Annotated in this window: 27 protein-coding genes and 1 pseudogene; 16 read left to right on the top strand and 12 right to left on the bottom strand. The window is 39.3% G+C overall.

What is annotated here, in order from left to right; translation table 11 throughout:
• Positions 1–21 precede the first annotated feature (21 nt).
• The gene (locus tag NC797_RS02945; protein WP_272435158.1) at positions 22–228 is read right to left on the bottom strand and encodes a hypothetical protein; all 207 of its coding nucleotides are present in this window, start codon (positions 226–228) and stop codon (positions 22–24) included.
• 162 nt (positions 229–390) lie between these two features.
• Here NC797_RS02945 and NC797_RS02940 point away from each other — a divergent pair, with 162 nt between their 5' ends.
• From NC797_RS02940 to NC797_RS02930, 3 genes are all read left to right on the top strand, one after another.
• A complete protein-coding gene (locus tag NC797_RS02940) occupies positions 391–1,062 on the top strand; it encodes an Abi family protein (RefSeq protein ID WP_272435157.1) in 672 nt (223 codons plus the stop codon).
• Positions 1,063–1,603: 541 nt separating this feature from the next.
• The gene (locus tag NC797_RS02935; protein WP_272435156.1) at positions 1,604–2,752 is read left to right on the top strand and encodes an ImmA/IrrE family metallo-endopeptidase; all 1,149 of its coding nucleotides are present in this window, start codon (positions 1,604–1,606) and stop codon (positions 2,750–2,752) included.
• The gene (locus NC797_RS02930; protein ID WP_272435155.1) at positions 2,749–3,246 is read left to right on the top strand and encodes a DUF4411 family protein; all 498 of its coding nucleotides are present in this window, start codon (positions 2,749–2,751) and stop codon (positions 3,244–3,246) included. The genes NC797_RS02935 and NC797_RS02930 overlap by 4 nt, the downstream gene beginning before the upstream one ends.
• Before the next feature lie 272 nt (positions 3,247–3,518).
• On the opposite strand, the gene NC797_RS18400 is transcribed toward NC797_RS02930, so the two are convergent.
• Both NC797_RS18400 and NC797_RS02925 read right to left on the bottom strand, forming a co-directional pair.
• Positions 3,519–3,695 (bottom strand): IS3 family transposase, encoded by a 177-nt coding sequence (locus NC797_RS18400; protein WP_417168677.1) that lies wholly within the window; start codon positions 3,693–3,695, stop codon positions 3,519–3,521.
• A 39-nt stretch (positions 3,696–3,734) separates the two neighbouring features.
• Positions 3,735–4,124, bottom strand: a complete 390-nt coding sequence (locus tag NC797_RS02925) for a competence protein ComK (RefSeq protein WP_272435225.1) — start codon at positions 4,122–4,124, stop codon at positions 3,735–3,737.
• A 121-nt stretch (positions 4,125–4,245) separates the two neighbouring features.
• Here NC797_RS02925 and NC797_RS02920 point away from each other — a divergent pair, with 121 nt between their 5' ends.
• The 9 genes and pseudogenes from NC797_RS02920 to NC797_RS02880 all read left to right on the top strand — a co-directional run bounded on the left by NC797_RS02920 (position 4,246) and on the right by NC797_RS02880 (position 11,154).
• Positions 4,246–4,389, top strand: coding sequence for a hypothetical protein (locus NC797_RS02920; protein ID WP_272435154.1), 144 nt, complete (start codon positions 4,246–4,248; stop codon positions 4,387–4,389).
• A 418-nt stretch (positions 4,390–4,807) separates the two neighbouring features.
• Complete coding sequence (locus NC797_RS02915) at positions 4,808–5,047, top strand: hypothetical protein (RefSeq protein ID WP_272435153.1); 240 nt, start codon at positions 4,808–4,810, stop codon at positions 5,045–5,047.
• A gap of 198 nt (positions 5,048–5,245) precedes the next feature.
• Positions 5,246–5,584 (top strand): annotated as a pseudogene (locus tag NC797_RS02910) (DUF805 domain-containing protein); the annotation flags it as partial.
• Between the two features lie 315 nt (positions 5,585–5,899).
• Positions 5,900–7,195 (top strand): SPFH domain-containing protein, encoded by a 1,296-nt coding sequence (locus tag NC797_RS02905; protein ID WP_272435152.1) that lies wholly within the window; start codon positions 5,900–5,902, stop codon positions 7,193–7,195.
• A gap of 16 nt (positions 7,196–7,211) precedes the next feature.
• Positions 7,212–7,889 (top strand): hypothetical protein, encoded by a 678-nt coding sequence (locus tag NC797_RS02900; RefSeq protein ID WP_272435151.1) that lies wholly within the window; start codon positions 7,212–7,214, stop codon positions 7,887–7,889.
• Between the two features lie 496 nt (positions 7,890–8,385).
• Complete coding sequence (locus tag NC797_RS02895) at positions 8,386–8,529, top strand: hypothetical protein (RefSeq protein WP_272435150.1); 144 nt, start codon at positions 8,386–8,388, stop codon at positions 8,527–8,529.
• 360 nt (positions 8,530–8,889) lie between these two features.
• Positions 8,890–10,104: an AAA family ATPase gene (locus NC797_RS02890; protein WP_272435149.1), complete on the top strand. Its 1,215-nt coding sequence runs from the start codon at positions 8,890–8,892 to the stop codon at positions 10,102–10,104.
• Positions 10,101–10,772, top strand: a complete 672-nt coding sequence (locus NC797_RS02885; protein ID WP_272435148.1) for a hypothetical protein — start codon at positions 10,101–10,103, stop codon at positions 10,770–10,772. The genes NC797_RS02890 and NC797_RS02885 overlap by 4 nt, the downstream gene beginning before the upstream one ends.
• Positions 10,773–11,046: 274 nt before the next feature.
• The gene (locus NC797_RS02880) at positions 11,047–11,154 is read left to right on the top strand and encodes a putative holin-like toxin (RefSeq protein WP_272435147.1); all 108 of its coding nucleotides are present in this window, start codon (positions 11,047–11,049) and stop codon (positions 11,152–11,154) included.
• A gap of 320 nt (positions 11,155–11,474) precedes the next feature.
• On the opposite strand, the gene NC797_RS02875 is transcribed toward NC797_RS02880, so the two are convergent.
• The 9 genes from NC797_RS02875 to NC797_RS02835 all read right to left on the bottom strand — a co-directional run bounded on the left by NC797_RS02875 (position 11,475) and on the right by NC797_RS02835 (position 21,330).
• Positions 11,475–12,422 carry an MBL fold metallo-hydrolase gene (locus NC797_RS02875; protein ID WP_272435146.1) on the bottom strand — a complete coding sequence of 316 codons (948 nt, stop codon included), beginning with the start codon at positions 12,420–12,422 and terminating at the stop codon, positions 11,475–11,477.
• A complete protein-coding gene (locus tag NC797_RS02870; protein WP_272435145.1) occupies positions 12,422–14,011 on the bottom strand; it encodes a long-chain-fatty-acid--CoA ligase in 1,590 nt (529 codons plus the stop codon). The genes NC797_RS02875 and NC797_RS02870 overlap by 1 nt, the downstream gene beginning before the upstream one ends.
• 171 nt (positions 14,012–14,182) lie before the next feature.
• Positions 14,183–15,799, bottom strand: coding sequence for a long-chain fatty acid--CoA ligase (locus tag NC797_RS02865; protein ID WP_272435144.1), 1,617 nt, complete (start codon positions 15,797–15,799; stop codon positions 14,183–14,185).
• 127 nt (positions 15,800–15,926) lie between these two features.
• Positions 15,927–17,057, bottom strand: a complete 1,131-nt coding sequence (locus NC797_RS02860) for a CaiB/BaiF CoA transferase family protein (protein WP_272435143.1) — start codon at positions 17,055–17,057, stop codon at positions 15,927–15,929.
• A gap of 32 nt (positions 17,058–17,089) precedes the next feature.
• The gene (locus NC797_RS02855; RefSeq protein ID WP_272435142.1) at positions 17,090–18,241 is read right to left on the bottom strand and encodes a thiolase family protein; all 1,152 of its coding nucleotides are present in this window, start codon (positions 18,239–18,241) and stop codon (positions 17,090–17,092) included.
• Between the two features lie 53 nt (positions 18,242–18,294).
• Positions 18,295–18,723, bottom strand: a complete 429-nt coding sequence (locus NC797_RS02850) for a MaoC/PaaZ C-terminal domain-containing protein (RefSeq protein WP_272435141.1) — start codon at positions 18,721–18,723, stop codon at positions 18,295–18,297.
• A gap of 40 nt (positions 18,724–18,763) precedes the next feature.
• Positions 18,764–19,909 carry an acyl-CoA dehydrogenase family protein gene (locus NC797_RS02845; RefSeq protein ID WP_272435140.1) on the bottom strand — a complete coding sequence of 382 codons (1,146 nt, stop codon included), beginning with the start codon at positions 19,907–19,909 and terminating at the stop codon, positions 18,764–18,766.
• 15 nt (positions 19,910–19,924) lie between these two features.
• Positions 19,925–20,692 carry a 3-hydroxyacyl-CoA dehydrogenase gene (locus NC797_RS02840; protein WP_272435139.1) on the bottom strand — a complete coding sequence of 256 codons (768 nt, stop codon included), beginning with the start codon at positions 20,690–20,692 and terminating at the stop codon, positions 19,925–19,927.
• Positions 20,693–20,739: 47 nt separating this feature from the next.
• Positions 20,740–21,330, bottom strand: a complete 591-nt coding sequence (locus NC797_RS02835) for a TetR/AcrR family transcriptional regulator (protein ID WP_272435138.1) — start codon at positions 21,328–21,330, stop codon at positions 20,740–20,742.
• Between the two features lie 1,046 nt (positions 21,331–22,376).
• On the opposite strand from NC797_RS02835, the gene NC797_RS02830 reads away from it, so the two are divergent.
• From NC797_RS02830 to NC797_RS02815, 4 genes are all read left to right on the top strand, one after another.
• Positions 22,377–23,522, top strand: coding sequence for an aminotransferase class V-fold PLP-dependent enzyme (locus NC797_RS02830; protein WP_272435137.1), 1,146 nt, complete (start codon positions 22,377–22,379; stop codon positions 23,520–23,522).
• A gap of 473 nt (positions 23,523–23,995) precedes the next feature.
• Entirely contained in the window at positions 23,996–24,541 is a 546-nt protein-coding gene (locus NC797_RS02825; protein WP_334313171.1) for a GbsR/MarR family transcriptional regulator, read from the top strand.
• An 11-nt stretch (positions 24,542–24,552) separates the two neighbouring features.
• A complete protein-coding gene (locus NC797_RS02820; RefSeq protein WP_272435135.1) occupies positions 24,553–25,206 on the top strand; it encodes a cysteine hydrolase family protein in 654 nt (217 codons plus the stop codon).
• Positions 25,207–25,222: 16 nt separating this feature from the next.
• Complete coding sequence (locus NC797_RS02815; protein ID WP_272435134.1) at positions 25,223–26,110, top strand: glycine betaine ABC transporter substrate-binding protein; 888 nt, start codon at positions 25,223–25,225, stop codon at positions 26,108–26,110.
• Positions 26,111–26,132: the final 22 nt, after the last annotated feature.

The raw sequence follows: 26,132 nt of genomic DNA, 5'->3' as shown, positions 1-26,132 counted from the left end.
TTTGATTTTAAACCTCAATTGTTACCCCATCCTATTTTTCTTTCCCATTTTACTTTGATTATCTGTTTCATTTGTTTTAGTAATGGGGATAATATCACAGCCCCCTCGTGTGAAAATTGTCAGTTTGGATAAGGTTTTGTTTTTCTCCATCGAAAGTGAACTACTTATTATTAGAATTAGATCCCTGTATATTTGCATGATTAGCAATGTAATATCTGCTTCACCCATTGACACTTTTACTCCTTTTAAGCTATGTTATAAGTAACAGAATCCACCACGCCTCTCATCGAAGCGGACCACGGTGGATCTTTCTATTTCTAGGGGGATAATAGGGATGGACAAGGATATCCGTATCAAAAACCCACTACATTTTCAGAACAAGTCAAACTATTGAAACTAAGAAATTTAGAGGTTGATAATTCTAAATTTGCTGAAGAAACATTAAAGCGAATTAATTATTACAGGCTCTCTGCCTATATGTTAACACTTAAAGAGGACAATGAATTTATTGAAGGTACAACATTTAATCAGTTATTAGCTATATATGAAGTAGATCGCAAACTAAGGCACTTGTTAATGGAAGCCTTAGAGACTATTGAAATTGCGTTTAGAACACACATCACTTATCTAATCGCTCATAATGGTACTCTTGGTTACGAGAATAAAGGGAATTTTTTAGACGAAACTTGGCATGACGAATTCCTTAATGAACTTGAAAAATCGTTTGCTATTCGAAGAAAAGGTGGACTATTCATCGAGCATCACTATCGCAAATACGCAGGCAAGTTTCCGATTTGGGTAGCGATAGAAGTTACTTCTTTTGGGACGCTATCAAAGCTATACAAAAACTTAAGAGAGGAAGACAAAAAGGAAATCGCCAAAACGTATTATACCGTCCCATATACATATGTTGAAAGTTGGTTACGAACCTTATCAAATGTCAGGAATGTATGTGCACATTTTGGCAGGATTTATAATAAAAATCTCACCTTTAGACCAGCGCTATTTAAGAACGAAAAAATGTATGGTCACAGTGACGCCCTGGAATTTGCCGAATATTGACAGATAAGATGAATGGTAGAATATGATAAACTGAAATAGCAATTGAATATTGTGAGGGTGGTGGTTGGTTGTTGCTCTTTGAATATTGCCATCTAAAAGTGATATGTATGCCATATTTTAGGGACAACCGAGACAGATTTGAGGGACATGCGTGCCTTTGAAAATGATACTAGAAATTATTTCACTGAATGCTTGATGTCCCCCCTCCATAAAAGGTAGGGGGAATAAATAATAATCAATCGAATGGGCTAATTCCAAGCCGTATTTCAAGATTTACTATTTCTTCTTGTAACTTATGATTTTCCTCTTTTAAAGAACAAATTAATTCTTCTAACCGTTCTATTTTAGTTTGGTTATCAATACCTCTTTCGTTAGCTGAACCTTTCCATCTGTAGTCATAAAGGAAATCATATGCATCCTTGCATTTATGGCATATATGGGGGCTGACACAGTAGTTCCAGGTATAATATTGCATAATTTAAGCAATCCTATTGTCTAAAACCAAAAACTTTCATATGATAAAGAAAAGGAGGTGTAAGTGATGGCTAAAGTTGATGTGAATCCTAATATATTGAAATGGGCAGTTATCCGTTCCGGTAAAAGTCTAATAATAGAGCAAAGTTTTCCAAAGATAGTGGAGTGGATACATGGTGAAAGCAAACCGACATTTAAACAATTAGAAAAATTAGCAAAAGCAACATCTACCCCTTTTGGATATTTTTTCCTTGATGAACCACCAGAAGAACACCTGCTAATCCCACATTACAGAACTGTTTCTGATGAAAAAATCTCTCAACCTAGTCCAGAACTTATCGATACCCTCCATACGATGGAACAGCGTCAAGAATGGATGCGTGATTATTTATTAGATTTAGGACAACTAGAAAAAGATTTTGTTGGTTCCGTAAATGTAAGTGAGAACGCAATACAAGTTGCAAAAAAAATGAGAGAAAAACTAAGCTTAGATAAAGGTTGGGCTTCTGAGTGTAGTACTTGGGAAGAAGCACTAAGGCTATTGCGAAAAAAGATTGAGGATATCGGAATTCTTGTTATTGTTAATGGAATAGTCGGCAACAATACCCACCGAAAATTAGATGTCAATGAATTTAGGGGATTTGTTCTAGTCGATAAATATGCCCCACTTATTTTCATAAATGGTGCCGATGGAAAAGCTGCACAAATGTTTACTTTAGCTCATGAATTAGCTCACCTATGGTTCGGAGCTAGTGCAATATTTGACTTGGATAACTTGTTGCCTGCAGATGACGCAATAGAACAAGCGTGTAACAGAACTGCTGCAGAATTTCTTGTTCCAGAAAAAGATTTCATTGAGGCTTGGAATGACCTAGCTATTTATGATCATCCATTCCAAGAAGGTGCAAGGAAATTTAAAGTGAGTGAACTTGTTATAGCAAGAAGGGCTCTTGATACTCAATTAATTTCTACGAATACGTTTTTCGATTTTTTACAATCTCTCAGGGAACGTGAAAAAGATAAATCTAATAAAAGTAATGGGGGCAACTTTTACGCAAACCAAACGCTTAGAATAGGAAGACACTTTGCAGAAGCAGTCATTAGTGATGCAAAAGAAGGCAAATTACTTTATAGAGATGCGTATAGATTGACAGGGCTTAGCGGAAAAAATTTTAATGAATTTGCTAATCGACTTGAGCCATGGGATGGCCTATGAGTGAGAAGTATTTACTGGATGCGAACGTATTTATAGAAGCTCACCGTCGTTACTATGCCTTTGATATTGCCCCATCCTTCTGGACAACTTTACAAAAACTTGCAGAAGACGAGAAAATAATTAGTATAGACCGTGTAAAGGGGGAAATAATTGGTTCTGATCAAGAGGACCTACTTGGAAAATGGGCAAATGATTCATTTAGTAAATGGTTCATGTCCACTGATGATGAAAAAGTATTTGATGCATTTGGACAAGTTATAAACTGGGCACAAACCAATGAGCAATTTCATGAATCAGCAAAATCAGAGTTTGCTAGTGTAGCAGATAGTTGGTTAGTTGCTTATGCGAAAGCTTACAACCTCACAGTTGTGACTCACGAAGAATTTAAACGAGAAATTAAAAAACGTATACTTATTCCTAATGTGTGCCGTGCTTTTGAAATTCCCTATATAAACACATTTGAAATGCTTCGTAGACTTAATGCTAGAATTTAATTCTAGGTCACAGTGGTCAATACCCAATTTTTTGGACACGAAATATTTCGACAGGTTCTCTATAAACGGCAGCTAAAGAGATATTAGACTTTATGTCATTTCATTAGCTTTGAGCTTGACATCGAACCTCTGCGGGCATGATTTTCTTGCCAAGGCGCAAGGTTATTAGTGACTTGGCACACCGAATTATGTTATCACTGCCCGCATCTCCATGTAAAGCGGTGCGACGCTTGATATAAGCTGTTCACACGCTGCCTGTTCTTGCTGTTGTTCTATCCTATCATCACATTGAAATACTGTGCTGGAGTCATATTATTAAATCTCTTTTGATACCTTTGCGTATTATAATACTGAATATACTTAGCCACAGTTTGATAAGCTTCTTTTACTGTCTTACAAGGGAAAGGGTAAAAAGCCTCTTCCTTAAAGTGGGAGAAAAAACCTTCTATGCGTATTTGGCGGGAAAGAAGAACTGCCTCTAATTTTTTCTAGCTGCTTTGTTTGTTCTGTTGAGAGAATGAAAGCATGCAAACAGCAGTACGATACATTTGTTTTTCGATGGTATAATAGGATTCTTTTAGAGCAAGCTGTTCCTTATATTTAAATGTAATGATTGTTTGGGATAGTTTCTTTGTAGTAGGCTTGATGGCTTGGACATGGTTATAAAAGATCCAATTGCAATCGAATTGGCTAGGGGACATTGTCGGGAAAGCAAATATATGTAATTCTGGATTAATCGGAATCGGAACTTTTTTCCGGGAGGATGTTTTATACATCATTGCGATTCGCCTGCCATCATAGGTAGAGTATCCATCTAGACAGGCCAGCTTGATAAGTTGAAGGGCTGTCTTTTTTAAAAGATAAGAAAGTAAATGTATTGTAATGTATTGTCACAGTGACGCCCCGAAGTTTGTCGAATGTTGATAGATAAGATGAATGGTAGAATATGATAAACTGGTTGTTACGCTTCTTTCCGTGTTAGGAAAGGAGGTGACGATCATGGAAACATTTCTTGAATTTCTACGTGAAGTTCTGAAGGGGGTTGTGCGTGAAACTGGTGCCTATTTCTTTCGTAAGAGCATTCTACAAAGCAAGAAAACCACCCCTCGCCGTAGGAAGCAGGGTGGCTCTCGTAAAAGATAAAACATGACAACTACCACCTTTGCGGTATCAGTTGCATGGAGGAGTGTTTTAAACACTTCTCTTTTTTAATATAGTCTCATTATACATGAAATAAACCTTGAAATAAAGTGTAGAACCAGGAATGTATGATCACATAGACGCCCCCCGGAAATTTGTCGAAGATTGATAGGATAGAAGTGTACACGGTTAGGTTTATTGTGCTTCTTTCTATTTCTTTTTTTAATTTATATTTTAACAGGATTTTGGATTATTTTGTAGAATAGCGGTGTTTGTCAATATAGTTGGATGTAGATAGAAAAGGATCACTTTGATTTTAAACCTCAATTGTTACCCCATCCTATTTTTCTTACCCATTTTACTTTGATTATCTGTTTTAGGACGAATTGTATATTGAAAATATTTAATTGGAGGCATATGTATGACTGTCAAGGTTTCAAGTATTGGCTTAAAAGGTTTGGAAGGCTACCGTGTGCAGGTTGAGGTGAGGATTTCGCAAGATACGGAGTCGGCTTGCCTGATGCTTCTGTTAAGTCCAGAGAGCGGGTGTTGGCGTCGATTGCTCATTCTTGATATGAATGTTGATGACTCTTACCGATTAATACAATCAAAAAAATTATTTTCTCAGCGTTTTTTAGAAATGGACTACTATTTTAACTAGCACAAGTGGTCTGCTTTTTTTATTGACATTGCAATGCAATATCAATGTTGATACATGTTATATACTTCTAAAAAAAAGATGGATGTATAATAGTTTAAGTGATAAATATATTAATATAAGTTTAGTTTCCAATTTGTTTTTTTGTTTTAAGTATGGATCCAAAAACAAAAATGGAAATGAAGAGAGAGGAGAATTATTGTGAGTTGGTATCTGGGGGTTTTAAAAAAATACGCAGATTTTAGTGGGAGAGCACGACGTAAGGAATATTGGATGTTTTTTTTATTTAATATTATTTTTGCTATGGTTGCAGCTATCATAGAAACTGCTTTAGGCACTGATGGGGGAATTAATGGACTTTATTATTTAGCCATTTTATTACCATCCTTAGCGGTTACTGTCAGAAGACTTCATGACGTGGGTAAGAGCGGGTGGTTTATTCTAATAAGTGTTATACCTTTTATAGGAGCTATTTGGCTATTAATTCTTTTGTGTACAGAAGGAAAATCTGGAGATAACAAGTATGGTGTAAATCCTAAAGGAGATTACACGGAAGTAGAATCACAACATTTCCAACCTAAACCTAATTATATTGAAAACAATGAAGTCAATGCGGAAATGGAAAGTGTAAAATGCCCTGGATGTGGTGCAACTAATGTGAAACAAAAGGGGAAAGTTGGTAATTGTGAATATTGCGGGACCACAATTTAATTCAATTTGAAGCCAAGATGATGTTTACTACAGTGGGAATCAAATGTTTATATTTATGAGACTTTTTAATGTCTTTCAGATCATTTGGGGAATAAAATAGTAATATAATGGAACTAAAATTCTTTTAAAGGGTGACTTGGTTTTATGGCTATTGCTGAAGTAGTTAAGTATAACGGAAATCCAGCTGTGTTTGCATGGAAATATCCAAATGAAGAACTCGGGACATGGACACAATTAATCGTAAATGAATCTCAAGAAGCGATTCTTTATAAAGGTGGCCAGGCATTAGATTTATTTTTAGCGGGACGTCATACCCTAAATACTGCAAATATACCCATATTAAATAATATTATTAATCTACCATTTGGTGGACGTTCTCCGTTTACAGCTGAAGTATGGTATGTAAATAAGGTTCATTCTTTAGATGTAAAATGGGGAACCCCGTCTCCCATTCAAGTACAGGATCCGAAGTATAAAGTCTTTATTCCGGTTCGTTCTTTTGGCCAATTTGGAATTCAAATCAATGATTCTAGAAAATTTCTAATTAAGCTTGTCGGTAATCTTCCAATGATTGATAAAAAAAATATTATCACTTATTTTAGGGGATTATACCTTACCATGGTTAAAGATTCTATTTCTTCTTATTTAGTGAAAAGTGGAATAAGTGTTCTAGAAATCAATGCTTATTTAAGTGAACTGTCTGATCACTTAAAGAATAGAATGATAAAAGTTTTGGATGAATACGGAATCAAATTGGTTAACTTTTACATTAACGATATCAATACACCAGAAGACGACAGTTCTGTAATTAAGCTTAAAGAAGCCCTTGCTAAGAAGGCAGAAATGGAGATTGTTGGATATAACTATGTGCAAGCGAGATCCTTTGATACCCTTGAAGGAGCTGCAAAAAACACTGGTTCGTCTCAAGCGGGTATTATGGGGGCAGGAATTGGTCTTGGTATAGGAACTGGAATTGGTGGTGTAATGGGGAGTCAGGTTAGTGGTATATCCCAAACCTTAAACACGAAGGAAATGAAAAAATGTCCAAAGTGTCAGAGTGAAATGGAAGCGGATAAACGCTTCTGCTCGAATTGTGGGTATGATACGAATAAAAAAAATGAAGAGGAAATAACAAATAAAATAGTGTGTAGCAATTGCGGGAACGGTTTATCAAAAAAATCTAAGTTTTGCACTGAATGTGGGAAAGCATATGCACCATGTTCCTCTTGTGGGGCAGACTTAAAGGAAAATGCTACAAAGTGTGATATGTGCGGAAAGGCTGTACCCAAACCTTGTCCGAAATGTGGTTCTTTACTAGAAAATGAGCATGCGAATTTCTGTCCGGAATGTGGAGAGTCACTTGTTAAGAAATGTCATAGTTGTGGGGAAAACATAAATGGATCGCCTAAATTTTGCCCTGAATGTGGGGAGAAACTATAAAGGATAGTGATATAAAGTGAAAAATAGATTTAAGATTACATTAATAGGGATAATAGGTTTAATCGTAATAGTAACGACTTTAACGATTTTTTTCTTATTAGGTATTCAAAAAACTACGATCACCTGGTGGGCGTTAAGTTTTATTCTGATCTCAGAAATAGCCCTGTTTATTGGATTGGAAATAATTAATTCATTCAAAAAAAATATATTTATTAGTTCAGGGATATCCGTAACCTTGATTATTAATCTTCTTATTATCACTGCCATTTGTTTCTTTTCCAGTGCATTTAACCGTTTGAATTCCTTTATCATAACGGAAATAATTATATTGGCAATCTCTACAATAATAGTACTCTCCTTCTTGTTGTTTTCGGGACGTATTGATAGTAATGAACAGAAAACAGTTTACGATCAGAAGTTTATGTATCAATGTGAAAAGCGCATTTATAATATCTATAGAGAAACGAAGGGTAAGGAATATTCAGATGAGCTTTTTTCCTTATACGAAAGCTTTAAATATATGGATAAAGTCGGCAATAGCAATGTAGACCAAAAGATTGCAAAACTTATGGACCAACTTGAGGGATCAGTAATATCTTTTGACAGTGAAACCAAAGATATTCTTAATGAAATCGATGTCATATTGGCGAGAAGAAAGAATGAAATCGCTGTTTTAAAAAGAGGCGCGTATTAATAAATAGATCTATATAAGATGAAAGCTACAGTCCTCTTAAACTTTGCTGAGGGACTATAGTTTTTTGGTTTTGGGCCTGTCACTTCCCAAGTTCAGGCGTCTGTGACCGTACCCCTGTCAAGTAGATACAAAAGGTTTGGGGTTAATCGCCCATTTTTGGTATAATTTTGTAAGTGCTAAAGATCCTCCTACCCCTTTTTGTTTTCTTGTATGGTTATAGAAGTCCATATACCAGTCTATCAATTGATCGACTTCCTTTATGGTACGAGATTTATGAATTCATATGGATTCCTCTTTAAGCTTCCCGAAAAAGCTTTCCATTGGTGCATTATCCCAACAAGTTCCTTTCCTTTACATGCATTTTTTCATCTTGCATGACGCTAGATAGTTAGTATAATCATGAGAAGTGAATTGGTAGTTATGGTCACAGTACAGTGACGACCCGAAAATTGTCGAAGATTGATAGGATAGAAGTGTAGCAGCGGTTGGGTTTGTTGTGCTTCACACAAACGAAACTTTTAATGCTGTTGACGTGGATTTATGCAACGCACAATGGAATAACTTTGTTGAATTGCATCATCTTGAGATTGCACGACTAAAAGAATCACCAAGTAAAACATTGCGTTGGTTTGTCGCATAAAAACAAACCTGATTGGTCGTGACAGCGCCCAATAGAAGTCGGAACGAAAAGCATATCAAGAGTCTTTCTAAGCTTGTTGAGAGAAGTGCCTTGCTATACACGCAATACGTCCGTTAATGTTTTAGGAGAATACACGCCAGTGCTTTGGTGGAAACTCTTTCTGCAAGGAAAGATAAGGGCACCATTGAGAAGCTTGCAAGTACCCTAGAACCCCACTGCTTTAGCCGTGGGAGTTGACAGCTGTCCCTTTGTTGCCATTTTAATAACGACAATCAAAAATTAAGTTGAATGATTTAGTATTGTTTGGTAAATAATAATGGTAATATAGTGTTAATAGACTAATAGAGGGGAGGATTGAAATTGGGAATTAATCTGTCCATTAAACATTTTAAATCTATTTTTCAACAATCGATAGAACTGGGAAAAGTTAACGTTTTTATAGGTGCTAACGGTAGCGGTAAAAGTTCCTTACTCGAGGCAATGGGGGTTCTTAGTGGAGCTATATCTGGAAGGGTCGATAATGAGGTCTTAGCGCACCGTGGAGTAAGGCTTGGAACCCCGGCCTTATATAAATCCTCCTTTCAAAAAATGGATAGAATACCGAGAACGCTTGAGTTGGGTATAGAATCACGTCTGTCAACAGGTTTATGGAACTATAGTGTTAATTTAAGTAATCCAATTGAAAGACCAAAGCCTTCTTGGGACTACTTTACAGAAGGTTTATATTATAATGATAAAAAAATATTTGGCAGATCACAAGCTTCATCAGGAAAAGTAGTTGGTTATCCTAATTTTGAGGTAGATAGTAATAAGGGTTGGTTGTCTTTTTTACAGGGAATCCACTCCAGTAGTACTGAACCTATTAACTTGCAAGAGTTTTATGACTTTTTTAAGGATTATGCTATCTATACACCTAATACTGCTACATTAAGAGGAATTCAACCTGACACTTCTCAACGTGATCCACTAGGGTTATTTGGAGGGCGATTGGCTGAATCTGTTGAAGAGTTATTGGATATGAAGGAAGAACTTTTTGGCTCCTTAGATATTGATGACTTATATGAACTAATTGATTGGGTAGACGGTATTTCTGTAGGTAAACCAAATAAAGATATGGTAGCTCCTGGAGTTACCACAGGACAAAAGGCTGTTAAATTTACCGACCGTTACATGCGTGATGATAGAAATGAACTAACACCTTATGATTCTAGTGAGGGGTCCTTGTTTGTTCTCTTTGTTTTAATTTTAGCAATGCATGAAAGATCAACTAAAATTTTTGCCGTTGATAATTTTGATCAAGCAATGAACCCTAGGTTAGCAAGAAAAGTTACAGAGGTATTTACTCAAAAAGTTATTGAACATAATAAAATTGCATTGTTAACAACGCATAACCCTCTGGTACTTGACGGTTTGGATATAAGTAATACTGATATTAGACTGTTCGCGGTTGAACGAAATAGGAAAGGTCATACAGAGGTTAATAGAATCGTTGTAACAAAAGAACTTTTAGACGAGGGTTACAGTCTTTCTAAACTATGGCTAATGGGTAGATTAGGTGGTGTACCGAATCTATGAGAGACTATCAAATCGGAATAGTATCAGAAGGTCCAAGGGATTTTGATATGCTGAATGAAATCATTATCCATATGCTTGGGGAGAATGTCCGTTTCCTACCACTTCAACCAGACTTATCAGCAACCCCTGGTTTTGGCTCTTTTGGTGCTGGCTGGCATGGTGTAAGGGATTGGTGTCAATCTATAGCAGAACAAGGTGGTCTGGAATTATTAGTTAACGGCGTACAGGGTTTGGACCTACTAATCATACAGTTGGACGGTGACGTGGCTAGAGAGCCGGATGTAAATTGCTTTAAAGGCTGTCCCCCAGCAGAAGACACAGTTAAGGAGTTAGAAAATTGGTTGCTTTCGTATTTAAAACAACCTTTACCTAACAAGGTTATTTTTATAATCCCTATGGATAATCTTGAGGCATGGGTTCTTGCTGCTTATCATAAGCAACATCAATTAGCCCCATTGCATTTCGAATGTATGAATAAACCTGATGAATTATTAACACAGTCACCTTATAAACTGTTAAAAAGAAAGAACAATGGAAAACCAAATAAAACAGCAAAAAAATATAGGGACTCTTTAATTCCATTAGTTATAGAAATGTGGAGTGATGTAACAGCTACATGTTCCCAAGCAGATAAATTGGATAAAAATATAAAGGCGTTGATGGTATAAGTAACACGGGGCGGGTACCTCGTCCAAGAAATTATTTCCAGTGGATTCGGAGTTGATTGAAGCTGCTTTGTAGGCTATGGGGTCAGATCCCCCGCTATGGACAAACTGCAGGTTTTTCCGTGTAGGTAGACTATAATGGACTTCGAGGAATAATGAAAAAATGATTACCACCAATCGAATGTATGTTTGTTTATTCGAATTGTAGTATAATAGAATTGTAACTACATAGCAGGTGGGCGGTTGACCATCTTCCCTATAGAAGGGAGGTGGTAGAATGACAACATATGAAGCTTTAAGCCTAGTAGCTCAATTTTGTTTAACATTATTAGCTGCATTTACACTTATTGTAACTATTGTTGTCTTTCTAAACAAAAAGAAATAACCGTCCCCATTACCAGTGGAAAAAGACGGTTACTTCTTTGTAAAAACATAAAATACACGTTGGTTGGCCGCTCTTTGTGCGGTCTGTAGTTACGCTTACCGAGTGGTTGCAACCACTCGGTTATTTTATTTATATTATAAAAGTAATTATAGTATAAGTCAAAATTATATTATGGGGTCAGATTCCTGTCGTGGACAAAGGGATGGTACAGTGACGCCCCGAAATTTGTCGAAAACTGATAGATTATAAGAATTGAAGGATATGATGAAGTAGAAAAAAAGGCCACTCACCCTATTTGGTGGTGAATGACCCCTTTAGAATCAAGATGTAAAATACCAGTATTCCCCATCAAGGACCTCCCGTTTGCATGCTCCTTGATTTCTCAAGTATTCCAAATGAGAAATTGTTTCTCCGATTGCAAATCTCGATTCGTGTACGTTCAATTTTTGACGGAATAATTTTCGACAAATTCCATATATAGTGCCGCCATCTCGCAAAATCTCCAAAGTCATATCTAGCCTTTCCTCATGATGTGCACGAATCTCATCAATCCTATCATTTGCCCCATGGAATGGTCTTCCGTGGGATGGAACGACAAGGTCGACATTGAGCTTTCGAATTTTTTCTAATGACCGAAGATACGTTTTTAACGGATTCGGATCACCATGAAACCAGTAAGAGATATTTGGCGTAATCTTAGGGAGAATGTGGTCGGTTGAAAGCAGCATATTTTTCTTCCTATTGTAAAAGCTCACCAAACCGTCTGCATGTCCGGGTGTAAAGATGACTTCATACTCATACCGGCCAATCTGAACAAGATCGCCTTCCTCCAAAAAATGATCTACTTTTGGGTAAGGGGTCACCCGTGGGACAAACTCCTCCGTATTCCGAATCATCTGTTCAGCTTGATCAGTAGGAATGCCTGACAACTTATAATGGTCCTTAAGCTTACGCAAAAAATCCCCCTGCCATGCAGTTAACCCCATGTCATAGTCCGTTTTCGTCATCGACACCTTTGCGCTCGTTTTCCGTTGCATTTGGCCTGCATACCCAAAATGATCAGGATGGTAATGGGTGATCAATATTTCTGTTACATTTTTTCCTTCCAATTCCTTCTCCCATCGTTGGACCGTTTCGTGATTATGCAACCCTGCATCGATAACTGTCCAGCCATCTTCCCCTTCAGCAAGAAAGCAATTGACGTGATTAAGACGAAATGGAAGGTCAAGTTTAATAAGTTTTAGTCCATATTCCTCCAGTAAATCCATTAATTCACCCGCTTCGAGCCTTCCCAGTACATACGGCGCAGGCGATATTTCTGTAATTTACCTGTAGCTGTCTTTGGAAGGGATTCGACAAAGTCCACCTTTTTCGGTGCTTTGAAATGGGCCATGTTATCTCTGCAATAATGGATGATATCCTGTTCGGATACGGTTGCACCTGGTTGCAAGACGATAATAGCCAAAGGGACTTCTCCCCATTTTTCATCCGGGGTTGCAATTACAGCAGTTTCTAGGACATCAGGGTGTTTATAAAGGACCCCTTCTACTTCCGTGGAAGAAATGTTTTCCCCGCCGGAAATAATTAAATCTTTGGCACGATCACGTATTTCGATGTAGCCGTCGGGATAGGTAACAGCGAGGTCTCCGGTGTAGAACCAGCCGTCCTTAATTGCCGCGGCTGTCTTTTCTTCGTCCTTGTAGTAACCCTTCATCACGACATTACCACGGGTAATAATTTCTCCTAATTCTTCGCCATCCCATTTCACTTCTTCTCCATCAGGATGGACGACCTTTGTTTCTCCGTTAAAAGCGAGCTCGATTCCCTGTCTAGCCTTAATTGTCGCTTGTTCATCGGCTGATTTTGAATCAAATTCTTTTTTCCACTCTGTATACAGAATGAACGGGGAAGTTTCCGTTAATCCATACACATGAATCATATTTAACCCAAGAATGTCCTGTGCTTTTTGGATTAAAGCAGCAGCTGGTGGCGAGCCTGCTGTTGCCATTCTTGGCTTTGTAGTAATGTGTACCTCTTTTGCCTTAGGTTCATTCACGAGCATATTGATGACAGTAGGTGCACCGCACAATAGGGAGACCTTCTTATCTTCAAAAATATCAAGAATGAGCGGTGGATCGACCTTCCGTAAACAAATATGGGTTGCACCCGCTGCTGTGATTGCCCAAACACCACCCCAGCCATTTGCATGGAACATTGGTAGCGTGTGCAAGTAAATATCGTCGTGCTCTACTCCAAGGTGGTACATGAAGTTAGCCGCATTAATATAATTTGCACGGTGTGTCAACATAACGCCCTTTGGCTTCGATGTCGTTCCACTTGTATAGTTCAAGGTTAAAAGCTGATTTTCATCTATCTCAACCTGGGGCAGAACATTTGTGGAAGCATGCTCCAAAAATGCCTCGTAATCCTGTCCAATCAACGATGTGTTATAGCCTTCTACAGATACGATAACAATTCTTTCTAGCGCCAAGTTACCTTCAATCTCTTTGATCGTATCCGCAAATTCTTCATCGACAATTAACATCTTGGCATCACTATGGTTGATGATGTACTCCATATCAGAGGCAGATATTCGATAATTTAAAGGAACCATCACGGCACCTAGTTGGCAAATTCCATAAAAGCTCTCCAGCATATAATGTGTGTTTGGGAGCATGACAGCAACGTGATCACCTTCTTTTATGCCCGCTTCGTGAAGCGCAACAGAAAGACGATCGCTACGCTCGCCAAATTCTTGATACGTAAATTCCTTATCTCCATCTACCACTGCTGTTTTTGTTGGATAATATTTGACTGCCCTTCTTTTCCAGTCAATTGGGGTCAATGGTGCAAACATAATAGAAACAACTCCTTTTGAATAGTTTAATAGGATGTTCAAAAAGTCACCAAATGATAAGCGGTGCATCTCGGGCCCACACGATGTGGGTCATGCAGGCGTTGCCACAGGACGTGGCGACATTAGTCGACCTTCTAATTTGCCGACTTTTTGAACACGCACTTTAATAGATTATTGTGGCGTATACTGCTCGCGTACCTTTTCGCGTAACGCACTTTTTAAAAACTTACCAACCGATGTTTTTGGAATATCATCCATAAAAAGAACGTCATCTGGAAGCCACCATTTTGCAAACTGTGGCGCAAGAAAATCGAGTAGATCTTCTTTTGATACCGTATCTTTATAGGCATCCTTCATCACCACACACGCTACTGGACGCTCCTGCCATTTTGGATCTGGGACAGAAATGACGGCCGCTTCAAACACGGATTCATGGGCCATCAAGGCATTTTCTAAATCAACAGAAGAAATCCATTCTCCACCACTTTTAATTAAATCCTTCGTACGATCGACGATTTTCACGAAGCCTTCTTCATCGATCGTGACAACGTCTCCGGTATGGAGCCACCCATCATGGAAAGCTTCACTACTTCGATCATCGTTGTAGTAGCTGTCCGCAATCCAAGGTCCGCGCACGAGTAGCTCACCCATTTCCTTTCCATCTGGCTTCACTTCACCATTTTCGTTGATGACCTTAATGTCAATACCTTGAACAACTATACCTTGCTTCGAGCGGATTTCTAATTTGTCCTCATAAGGTAGCTCCATTTGATAGCTCTTTAATCTAGATATAATGACAAGTGGTGTCGTCTCTGTCATCCCATACGCATGGATAAACGGAATGCCATATTTTTCTTCAAAAGTACGAATCATTCCTTTAGGTGCAGCAGATCCACCGCAAAGAACAGCACGTAGGCTATCTAAATTATAGGAGTTCTGCTCTAGTTCTTTTAGAAGGCCTAGCCAAATGGTTGGCACTCCGGCAGTTGTTGTTACTTTTTCGGATTCGATTAGTTCAGCAAGGATCTTTGGTGTAGGCATTGGGCCAGGAAGGACTTGTGTTGCACCTGTCCATGTTGCGGCATATGGAACTCCCCATGCATTCGCATGAAACATCGGTACAACTGGCATGCAGACATCCGATTCGGAAACGGCTGCTGTATCAGCTAGACTGAGTGCCATACTGTGAAGTACGAGACCACGGTGTGAATAGACAACTCCTTTTGGTTTGCCTGTCGTTCCTGATGTGTAGCACATTCCAGCAGGATCATCTTCTTTAATATCATGAGAAAATTCATACGATTCATCGGCCTTTTCCAAAAGTTTTTCATAGGAATAAAGGGCTTCCAAGCTAGACTCTGGTAATGCTTCTTCATCGGTCATCACAATGAATGCTTCCACTGTCGAAAGCTGATCTTTAATTTTTTCGACTAGCGGTAGTAAATCCGAATCAATAAGTAACACCTTATCTTCCGCGTGGTTGATAATATAGCTAAGATGCTCAGCCGATAAACGAATATTTAACATGTGTAGGACTGCACCCATTGCAGGCACGGCAAAGTAAGCCTCTAAATGTCGGTGATGATTCCAGGCAAATGTCCCAACACGGTCTCCTTTCTTCACACCTAATGACTCAAGTGCACTCGAAAGGGACCGTGTTCTCTTACCTATCTCCTTATACGGAAATCGATGTACGCCTGAGGATGTTCGAGAAACGACCTCTTTCTTAGGAAAATATTTTTCAGCTCGTTCAATCAAAGAAACTAACGTTAAGGGTGTGTTCATCATAATTTTTTTTCCTCTCCATTTTTTATAAACACTTCTTTTCCGTTTCTCTTAGCTGATTCTCATCATGTATTTCCTCGGTTGATCAAATTGCCACTCCATTCCTTTTTCCTCAACAATCATCACTCTATTACTTTTTAATGCGGCCGAGTTCTCTTAGCACATTATCGGAATGTTCCCCTAATTTAGGGGCACAGGTACGGTGTTTACCCGGTGTACGTGATAGTTTAATAGGATTATCTATATGGTTAATGGAATCTAATGAAGCTTGTTGAACGATCTTCCGTGCCAGTACATGCGGGTCACGCACCACTTCCTCTAGTGTAAGAACAGGAGTCACACATGCTTCTGTATCGGCAAAAATGTCCTCCCATTCCATCATGTATTTGGTAGAGATTACCTTTTGTATTTCGTATTTAAGCATATGTTGTTCCCTTAATGGTGCGTGTAATAATGGGATAAATTCTTCTCTATCAATCTTTTCACAAAAGTTCTTCCAAAATTTTGGCTCCAATGCCCCAACGGCTAGCCAGCGCGCATCCTTTGTTTCGTATACCTCGTAACATGCAAGGCCACCATTTAGCATCTCTTCGCCCCGCTTCGGCAATACATTACTCGCTAAATACCCAGGTAATAGGGTTTGCAACCAGGAAATGACTCCATCTAGCATAGAGATATCTACGAATTGACCCTCACCTGTTTTTTCTCGTTCTAGCAAGGCGATTAATATACCAACTGCTGCGGGATAAGCTCCTCCACCAATGTCAGCAATTTGTGTGGCAGGAATGGTTGGTTTGCCATCCTTTTCACCCATTACATCTAGTAAACCGGAGCGACTGAGATAATTGATATCATGGCCAGGGTCACTAGCGTACGGACCGGTTTGTCCATAACCTGTAATGGCACAATAGACTAATCCGGGATTCACTTCCTTTAATGTTTCGTAATCAAGACCAAGCCTTTCCATGACACCAGGACGAAAGGATTCCACTACAACGTCTGATATTTCTACCAGTTTCAAAAAAGCTTCCTTACCTTCAGTAGATTTCAAATCGAGGCAGACGCTTTTTTTATTCCGGTTTAGCGAATGAAAAATGGCGCTATTTTCATCTAGCTTCGGCTCATATCTCCTCGCATAGTCGCCATGTTTCTCATCCTCCACCTTGATGACCTCTGAACCAAAGTCGGCGAGTAGCATCGTGCAGTACGGTCCGGGCAAAAGCCTCGTTAAGTCCAATACACGATATCCTTGGAGTGGCATTCCTTACCCTCCCTCTCTGTTACACAAAAAATTTAGTCGAGTCGTTCGATTATAGTCGCGTTTGCCATTCCGTGCCCTTCACACATCGTCTGTAAGCCATACCTACCACCTACTCGCTCAAGCTCATACATCATCGTTGTCATGAGCCTTCCACCACTAGCTCCAAGCGGGTGACCAAGTGCAATTGCCCCACCATTTGGGTTAAGCTTTTTCGGATCTGCACCAGTTTCCTTTAACCAAGCCATTGGAACAGAGGCAAATGCTTCATTCACTTCAAACACATCGATATCCCCAATAGAAAGCCCTGCTTTACGTAAGACTTTCTCTGTTGCTGGAATTGGCCCTGTCAGCATTAACGTTGGATCGGACCCAACAACAGAACGTGCCACGATCCTAAATCTAGGTTTCAAGCCTAGTTCCTCTGCGCGTTTGCGTGACATAAGTAACAACGCAACTGCTCCATCACTAATTTGACTCGCATTACCTGGTGTAATGCTACCATCCTCTTTAAAAGCAGGTTTTAGGGAACCCAATTTTTCCAGGCTCGTATCTTCCCTTGGTCCCTCGTCATCCTTTACCTTGATCGTAGAACCGTTCTCAAGCGTTACATCCAACGGCATGATTTCCCTATCAAACCGGCCTTCTTTCCTTGCTTGTAATGCTTTTTGGTGGCTTTTTAATGAAAATTCATCCATCTCCTCACGATCGATTCGCCATTTATCTGCAATCCGATCGGCAGATAATCCTTGATTGATGATTTCGTATTTGGACGTTAATGCCTCCGTTAATTGAACGCCTTGCATATTTGAAAACATCGGAACACGGGACATATTTTCTATCCCACCCGCAACAACGACATCCATGTCTCCACTTAATATTGCCTGTGCCGCAAAATGGATCGCCTGCTGACTTGAGCCACATTGCCTATCAATGGTAGTGCCAGGCACCTCAACTGGATAGCCTGCAATCAACGCTGCTTGCCTCGCAATGTCAAAGGCCTGCTCCCCGACCTGTGAGACACATCCCATAATGACATCTTCTATTAGTTCAGCAGAAATCCCAGCACGTTTGACTACCTCCGCTAATGGTTTAGCGGCTAGCTCTTCTGCACGAATACCGCTTAGCACCCCGTTGCGCCTTCCTACCGGTGTTCGTACCGCTTCTACGATAACAGCTTCCACCATACCTATCTTCCTCTCCTATATCTATCCATTGTTGGAAACCCTTACAAAGGTAACTATACGGAAATCAAAATATCCGTTTTTCCTGACAATACTTCCTTTTCTTCTTGGTTCCGGATCGAAATACCAAAAGTTACAATTCCACGCTTCCCGTCTGAGAGCTCCTGCTTATTTTCAATCGCATAAGTACCCGACAACTGATCACCCGGCTTAACAGGTGCTCGCCACTTTATCTCTTTTGCGCCAAGTCCGCCTAAACAATCCTTACCGAGTACATCCATTTTGATAAATTCCGCCCATACGACAGACAATGTCTGAAACCCAGAAGCAATCAAGGAACCAAAGGGACTGGCCGCGGCTGCTATTTCATCAACATGAAAGTATTGTGGGTCATATTTTTCTGCATACGATAAAATATCCTCTTTTGTTAAGGTCACCTTTTGTGTTGTAAAGGCATCGCCTATAGATAGTTTATGAAATTTCAAGTTTTTCGCCTCTTTCTAAAATCGTATTCAAGTGTTGTCCCTATAATCCCATTTTCTTCGCAATAATCCCTTTCATGATCTCATTAGAGCCTGCATAAATGGAGGAAACTGCAACATCTCGGTACCTTCTCGCAATCTCGTATTCTTCGATATAACCATAGCCACCATGTAGCTGCATGCACTCAATAGCTACCTTTTGCGCCAAATCGGTCGACCACCACTTTGCCATTGACACCTCTGACACTACCTCTTTATCGGCGATATGATCTTGAATCAATCGGTCGACAAACGTCCTACCGATTTCGATTTCCGTTTTCAATTCGGCAAGCTTGAACTGCGTGTTTTGAAACTTACTAATGCTTTGCCCAAATGCTTTTCGTTCCTTTACATAGTCAATCGTCAATTCTAGCATTTTTTCAGCTGAAGCTAGCGTTTGAATCGATACCATTAATCGTTCCTGCTGTAGCTTCTCCATAAGGTAATAAAAGCCTTTTCCTTCTTCCCCGAGCAGGTTCTTAGCAGGTACGCGAGCGTCTTCAAATATGAGTTCACTTGTATCACTTGCATGTTGACCGACTTTTTCTAGCTTTTTCCCTTTCGTAAAACCAGGTGTATCTGCTTCGGCTACTAAAAGACTGATCCCCTTGTGCGGAGGATTTGATTTTGGATCTGTTTTACAAACGACTACGGCAAGGTCTGCATAATAGCCATTCGTGATAAACGTTTTTTCCCCATTCACAATATAATAGTCCCCGTCTCTAACAGCTGTTGTTTGAATGCCTGCTAAGTCTGATCCAGCACCGGGCTCCGTCATACCGATTGCGGATATGTATTTCCCACTAATCGCATTCGGAAGCCATCTTTTCTTTTGTTCCTCCGTCCCATAGCTCTCCACATAAGGAATAACAATATCATTATGAAGACCGATTCCGACCATACTGCTTCCGACCTTTTCAAATTCCTCCGCGATGACAACCGCGTACCCAAAATCGGCTTCAAACCCTCCATATTTTTCTTCCACCTGCGGACAAAGAAATCCTTGCTCGCCTGCCTTTTTCCAAAACGAACGCGGAATACCCTTCTCCTTTTCCCACTGATCATAATAAGGGTAGGCCTCTTTTTCGAGAAACTTACGTAACGACCGTCTAAAAATATCGTGTTCCTCTCCCAAATAGGATTTAGTCAAATGAAATCGCCTCCTTTATTTTGGTTGCATACGAATGGCACCGTCGAGTCGGATTGTCTCACCATTTAGCATTGGATTTTCTACAATGCTTTGCACAAGCTTGGCATATTCACTTGGTTCACCAAGCCTTGATGGGAATGGCGTCATTTCCCCTAATGCCTTCCGCGCCTTTTCTGGAAGTGTTGCAAAAAGTGGCGTGTTGAAGAGGCCAGGTGCAATCGTCATGACCCTTATGCCATACCCGGAAAGATCCCTTGCAATCGGTAATGTCATGCCAACAATACCTCCCTTTGACGCACTGTATGCTGCCTGCCCCATTTGCCCATCAAATGCTGCAACTGACGCCGTGTTTACGATCACTCCTCTTTCCTCTTGGTCATTAGGTTCATTCGTGGACATTTTTTCTGCAGCAAGGCGAATCATGTTAAATGACCCGACAAGATTCACTTGAATCACTTGTGAAAAAGAACCAAGGTCATGTGCACCACTTTTCTTAATCGTCTTCTTAGCGATCGCAATTCCAGCGCAATTCACAAGAATACGAATTTCTCCAAAAGACCCCGCCGCTTTGTCTAAAGCTGCCTCTACACTTGCTTCATCCGTTACATCTGTTTTAACAAATAGCGCCTTTTCGCCAAGCTCCTTTGCTAGCTGGCTCCCCTTATCTTCATCTAAGTCTAAAAGAGCAACCTTTCCACCATGTTTCACTATGTTTCTAGCAGTAGCTTCCCCTAAACCAGAAGCACCACCGGTAATAACTGCCACACTATTCTCTACGATCATCTTTATCCCCTCCAATATTGCAATGCTTTTTTGTATCCGCTTACAATTCAGTTTTTTATAACAACCCTCATAAGGTGATCCGCTATCGTATCTGCAATTTCTGTCACATCTTTTTTTCCTTTAGGTGAATACCACTGTGTCACCCAATTCATCGCACCCAATATGATATTTCGAACGATTTTTGAATCTGTTACATGGAACACCTTTTCTTCTATGCCATCATTGATCATTTGGTCAAAGTAAGTACCATATTGCTCTCTTAGCGAAACTATTTCCTCTAGCTGTTGTTTAGAAAACAAATGATCCGGCTGAATCATCATTTCAAAACCAGAACGTTCCCGAAGTAAGTATGTAACATGAACCCTCATCGCCTTTCTTAGCTTTTCCGCTATCAGGATATCCTCTAGCTGCACAGCTATCATGTTGTCAATACTACGTAGTAACAGCATAATCTGGCTCTGAAAAACCAACTCCTGTTTATCTTTGAAGTAATAATAAAGAGATCCTTTTGTGATGAAGAGGTTCGAAGCGATGTCCTCCATCGTCGTCCCGTGATATCCCCTCTCTGCAATAATATTAATCGCAGAGTGTAAAATTTCTTCTTTTTTCTTCGCAAATTTTTTCTTTCTTAGCGTCACTTTACCCTCACTTCCCTTGCCATTTAACCAAAAGCCTATTTATAAATTATTCTAAGCGGTCAGTTTTTAAACGTCAAGTCAATTTTCTGAAAATTATATAATATTTATGGTATTGGGGTCAGATCCTTGCTGTGGACAAAGCATTATTTTTTCTTTTTTGAATGGACAGTGGAGCATATACTCAAGTTCGGTGAGGGAATGCGCAAGTGGAAATGATAATCGCTCAAGTTGCCGCGATTGTGTGCTCAAGTTCCAGTAGTAAACGAGCAACCAGGCAAATTAAATGCGCAACTGGTGATACACGGGGGTAGAGACAGTGTCCTAGTTTAGGAAGTAGAGATAACTAACCTATTCCCTTGTCCTTGCTTTAGCATGAGGTGTTATTAGTAATGGGCATTTTGTTAAATGAAGTATAGGATCATACGTTCTTTTTATGTTTGTGTTTGTTTTAAAAATAGTATACTAGAATAGTAACTACATAGCATGGTGAGCGGTTGGCCATCTCTCCTTTAGAAGGGAGGTGGTAGAATGACGACATATGAAGCATTGAGCTTGATAGCACAGTTTGGGTTTAACCATATTGGCTGCTCTTACGCTTGTTGTAACAATTGTCGCATTTCTAAACAGAAAAAAGTAACCGCCCCCGACCAAGGTAACGGTTACTTCTTCTGTTTATATTTACAACTTCGGTCACCGCTCTTTATGCGGCCTGTAGTTACAGTTGTCGAGTGGCTATTGAACCACTCGTAATTATAATTATAGTATAATTGTATTCATTAACTCAGTCAAACGGTTACTTCTTATAACTTTTGGTACGGGAAAGGTATTAAGTGCCAGTTTGAAAAAAGGGACATGTGTATTAAGGTCAGACCCTTGCTATAAGACAATTATCCCACTAGTTTCCCAGTCTTCCAAGCAAGCTACCGAGCAAGCTACCGAGCAAGCTGATGAAGAAATTAAAAAGCTAAATGATCAAGCCAAGGTGAAGTCGTCTCCGGTACTATATTCATCGTTTGATAGCCTCCAATAAAGAAAGGATGATCGATTTGATTAATGATGTAAGTCAAATTCTAGATGTAAGTAAGATTCGTGAGGGTTTTCCAATTTTACAGGAAAAGATCCAGCTTTCTAGTTGTTCACAAAGTGCCCTTCATGTAGATGTTAAAGCATCGATTAATCGTTATGTTCAGTCTTGGGAAGAACAGGGCATGAATTGGGAAGGGTGGATGAAAGCATGTGAAAATGCCCGCTTGGAATTTGCCAAAATGATTAATGCCGATGTAAGCGAAGTAGCTATTGTATCTAGTGTATCACATGCTGTATCAACTGTCGCAACAAGTTTTATTAATCAGAAAAAAAATAAAGTATTCGTTACCGATTTTGACTTTCCAACGGTAGGTCATATTTGGTTATCTCATCGTGATCATTACAATGTTCAATTTATTAACAAAAACGAAAGCAATTTCACCAATCTGGAAGATTATGAACAGGTGGTCGATGAGGAAACATTGCTTGTCAGCACTTCTCATGTTTCGTTTTATGACGGGTATAAGCAGGACTTAAAAAAGGTAGCCAATATTGTTCATGAAAGAGGCAGTTATTTATTTGTCGATGCTTATCAATCCTTAGGACAATGTGAAATTGATGTCAAAGCAACGGATATCGATATGCTTGCTGCTGGGTTACAGAAATATGCATTAGGAATTCCAGGGATTGCCTTTTTGTACGTAAAAAAAGAGATTGCTGAAACATTAACACCGAAAATTACGGGATGGTTTGGGCAAAGTAATCCGTTTGCCTTTGATATTAAAAATGTAGATTACGCTGAACATGCGAAGCGCTTTGACTCAGGAACTTTTCCAATGATTAATGGATTTGCTGCAGAAGCAGCATTAAAAATACTCAATCAATGGGATAGTAAAGGCATCGAGCAATATCTTCAAGAACTATCGCGACTGACAATTTCTGTGGCAGAAGAAAGGGGGCTAACGGTTAAAAGTCCAAAAGATGTTACGAAAAAGGGTTCAAACACAGCCATCTATGTGGTAAATGCACCGGAAGTGGAAGGGAAATTAAGGGGAGAAGGCATTATCGTATCTGCCCGAAATGATGTCATCCGAATTGCACCGCATTTTTATAACACAGAGGAAGACATTCGTAAGGCTATCGCTGCACTTGCCAAGTACATGTAGTGAGAAAGGCGTTCAAAAATATAATAGTATGTGTTCAAAAAGTCGGCAAATTAGAAGGTCGACTAATGTCGCCACGTCCTGTGGCAACGCCTGCATGACACACATCGTGTGGGCCAGAGATGCGCCGCTTATCATTTGGTAACTTTTTGAACAACCTCTAATAGATGGATTTCAGGTCCGCTATTGGATAGGTTTGATATCTTTTTACCATTAGTTCCAGTACCGCTTGATCACCGCAGTGAGGGACAGGTACGTCGTCCGAGCGACCGGAAAGAGATAGCAGATCACAAGGGGTCAGGCACCACAAATGGACATATGTCTTTTTGCGGTGCCTGACCCCTTTAGTTACGTATTTATAAATAAACGACACATTCTACAACTGATCCTTACATTTATGCCTTGTTTTTTTAGTTCAATTATTATAATATATTTAATGTGTTCAATTTAAATTATATAAAATGAACAAAAGGGTGATGCAGTTGATCAATGAACATGAATCCATTGAGCAGGCAAGAGACATAATGATTAGCGCGATTGCACAATCTATGGTGATTTATGGAGTGACTCCCTCTGTAGGTCGGATTTATGGAGTTCTTTATTTTTCCTCTGAACCATTGACACTTGATGAAATTAAAGAACAAGTAGCAATGAGTAAAGGGAGCGTAAGTAATGGAATACGCGAACTATTAGAAACAGAAATGATCACAAAGGTTTGGAAGAAAGGCGATAGAAAAGATCACTATATAGCAGAGAAGGATTATTTACGGAACTTTATTACGTTCTTTATAAAGAAAATACGCCAAGAACGCAGTTTGATCATGAAAGCTGCAGAACAGGTAGAGCCTACTTTGATAGATATTGCAAATCACACAACTGATCAACACGTAAAAGATGCGGCGAACAAAGATCTTGCTCTCATTAAAGATTCTCACAAGTATTTTGATTGGACGTTACAGCTTGCAAACGCAATGGAATCTGGAGAGATATTTAAGTATTTACCTAAAACAACTGAAGAATAAGGAGACATGACATGAACAAACAAAACACAGCTTTGGTCCTTATTGACCTTCAAAAGGAAAGTAATTTTGGACTCCAAATGGATCAAGTAATTTCAAACGCAAAAATACTAATTGACGGATTTAGGGAAAAAAACATTCCTATTATTTATACTCGTCAAATCAACCGTGCTGATGGTGTTGGTCTTTCTAAAGGGGAGCCTTTAAACGATGATGGAAAACCGTTTTTTTACAACGCAGCTACCGAAAGCATCGAAATTTTTGATGAGATAAAACCACAAGAGACTGACATCGTAATTGATAAATATCGTTGGAGTGCTTTTCATGAAACGAGTTTGGATCTTACACTTAGGAGCCTAAATGTAGAAAATGTGGTCATTGGTGGAGTCGTAACAGATGGTTGCCTACTAACCTCTGTATTTGATGCTTATTTCAGGGATTATAATGTCCATCTCGTTAAAGACATATGTGGAGCTTCCAACGAAGGATCCCATATGTCATCACTTATGATGATAGCAAACTGGGTGTACACCTTGAAAATGTATGATACAGCAAACATCCTCAAACGTATTAATGGAAAAGAATACCATGCATGGGAACCAGGTGAAGTGGATTCTCTAAATTATACTCCAGAAAATATGAGAGAGATATTTAATAAATTAAACTAAAAAGGAGACAGTCGTTATGAGAAAGTTTTTACTATTTTTTATTACAATTGCTTTAGTAACGCTAGCTGCTTGTGGCAATGGCGAAGAGGAAAACAATGAGTCAAATAAGGAAGGAAATGGGAAAGAAGAAAAAGGAACGATTGTATTTGGACAAACCCCTTGGACAAGTACTGCACCACCAACACAAATTGCAAAACAAATTTTAGAAGAACAAGGCTTCGAAGTTGAAGTACAACAGGTTTCCCAACCAATTATTTGGGATGGCATGAGAAATAAAGATATTGACTTCTTTATGGATGCTTGGTTACCATATACAGAAGCTCCTAGATGGGAAGAGTTTAAGAATGATTTAGTGAAGGTAGCAACCAGTTATGAAAATGCAAAGCTTGGTTGGGTAGTACCTTCTTATGTCGAAGAAAACTCTATTGAGGAATTAAAAGCAAATGCAGAGAAATATAATGAAGAAATTCTTACTATTGCTGAAGGTGCGGGGATTGTGGAAGTCTCAAAAGATTTAATAGAAGGTGAGAAGCTAGAGGACTTTGATTTAAAGCCTTCCAGTGAAGGTGCGATGATTTCCGTTGCACAAGCTAAAATCGCAGATCAAGAGCCTGTTGTATTCACAGCTTGGAGACCACACTCTATATTCGCACGTAACGATTTGAAATTTTTAGAGGGACAAGAAGAATACTTTAAACCAGATAACGTTTATGTATTGTCTTATAAAGGAATTGAAGAAGCACAACCAGAAGCATATGAGATTCTATCTAATTGGAGCATTTCCATCGATGATGTAGAAGCAATGATTTTGGCGAACGAAGAAAACGGCACATCATTTGAAGAGTTAGCAGCTGATTGGATTGAAAATAATCGCGAAAAAGTTGATCAGATGATTGGGAAATAATCATATTAGTAAAGGGGTCAGG

The organism is Terrihalobacillus insolitus (genome assembly GCF_028416575.1).
Classification (GTDB): Bacteria; Bacillota; Bacilli; order Bacillales; family Amphibacillaceae; genus Terrihalobacillus; species Terrihalobacillus insolitus.
The sequence above is the reverse complement of the archived record's forward strand: the minus strand, read 5'-3'. Positions and strand labels throughout refer to the sequence as shown.

What these genes read in the sequence shown, in the direction of transcription:
- NC797_RS02880 (WP_272435147.1), top strand. Translation starts at nt 11,047, where the DNA reads ATGACAACATATGAAGCTTTAAGCCTAGTAGCTCAATTTTGTTTAACA.
- NC797_RS02860 (WP_272435143.1), bottom strand. Translation starts at nt 17,057, where the DNA reads ATGCCACTCCAAGGATATCGTGTATTGGACTTAACGAGGCTTTTGCCC.
- NC797_RS02875 (WP_272435146.1), bottom strand. Translation starts at nt 12,422, where the DNA reads ATGGATTTACTGGAGGAATATGGACTAAAACTTATTAAACTTGACCTT.
- NC797_RS02840 (WP_272435139.1), bottom strand. Translation starts at nt 20,692, where the DNA reads ATGATCGTAGAGAATAGTGTGGCAGTTATTACCGGTGGTGCTTCTGGT.
- NC797_RS02920 (WP_272435154.1), top strand. Translation starts at nt 4,246, where the DNA reads ATGGAAACATTTCTTGAATTTCTACGTGAAGTTCTGAAGGGGGTTGTG.
- NC797_RS02825 (WP_334313171.1), top strand. Translation starts at nt 23,996, where the DNA reads ATGCAGTTGATCAATGAACATGAATCCATTGAGCAGGCAAGAGACATA.
- NC797_RS02905 (WP_272435152.1), top strand. Translation starts at nt 5,900, where the DNA reads ATGGCTATTGCTGAAGTAGTTAAGTATAACGGAAATCCAGCTGTGTTT.
- NC797_RS02945 (WP_272435158.1), bottom strand. Translation starts at nt 228, where the DNA reads ATGGGTGAAGCAGATATTACATTGCTAATCATGCAAATATACAGGGAT.
- NC797_RS02930 (WP_272435155.1), top strand. Translation starts at nt 2,749, where the DNA reads ATGAGTGAGAAGTATTTACTGGATGCGAACGTATTTATAGAAGCTCAC.
- NC797_RS02865 (WP_272435144.1), bottom strand. Translation starts at nt 15,799, where the DNA reads ATGATGAACACACCCTTAACGTTAGTTTCTTTGATTGAACGAGCTGAA.
- NC797_RS02870 (WP_272435145.1), bottom strand. Translation starts at nt 14,011, where the DNA reads ATGTTTGCACCATTGACCCCAATTGACTGGAAAAGAAGGGCAGTCAAA.
- NC797_RS02915 (WP_272435153.1), top strand. Translation starts at nt 4,808, where the DNA reads ATGACTGTCAAGGTTTCAAGTATTGGCTTAAAAGGTTTGGAAGGCTAC.
- NC797_RS02885 (WP_272435148.1), top strand. Translation starts at nt 10,101, where the DNA reads ATGAGAGACTATCAAATCGGAATAGTATCAGAAGGTCCAAGGGATTTT.
- NC797_RS02935 (WP_272435156.1), top strand. Translation starts at nt 1,604, where the DNA reads ATGGCTAAAGTTGATGTGAATCCTAATATATTGAAATGGGCAGTTATC.
- NC797_RS02820 (WP_272435135.1), top strand. Translation starts at nt 24,553, where the DNA reads ATGAACAAACAAAACACAGCTTTGGTCCTTATTGACCTTCAAAAGGAA.
- NC797_RS02815 (WP_272435134.1), top strand. Translation starts at nt 25,223, where the DNA reads ATGAGAAAGTTTTTACTATTTTTTATTACAATTGCTTTAGTAACGCTA.
- NC797_RS02855 (WP_272435142.1), bottom strand. Translation starts at nt 18,241, where the DNA reads ATGGTGGAAGCTGTTATCGTAGAAGCGGTACGAACACCGGTAGGAAGG.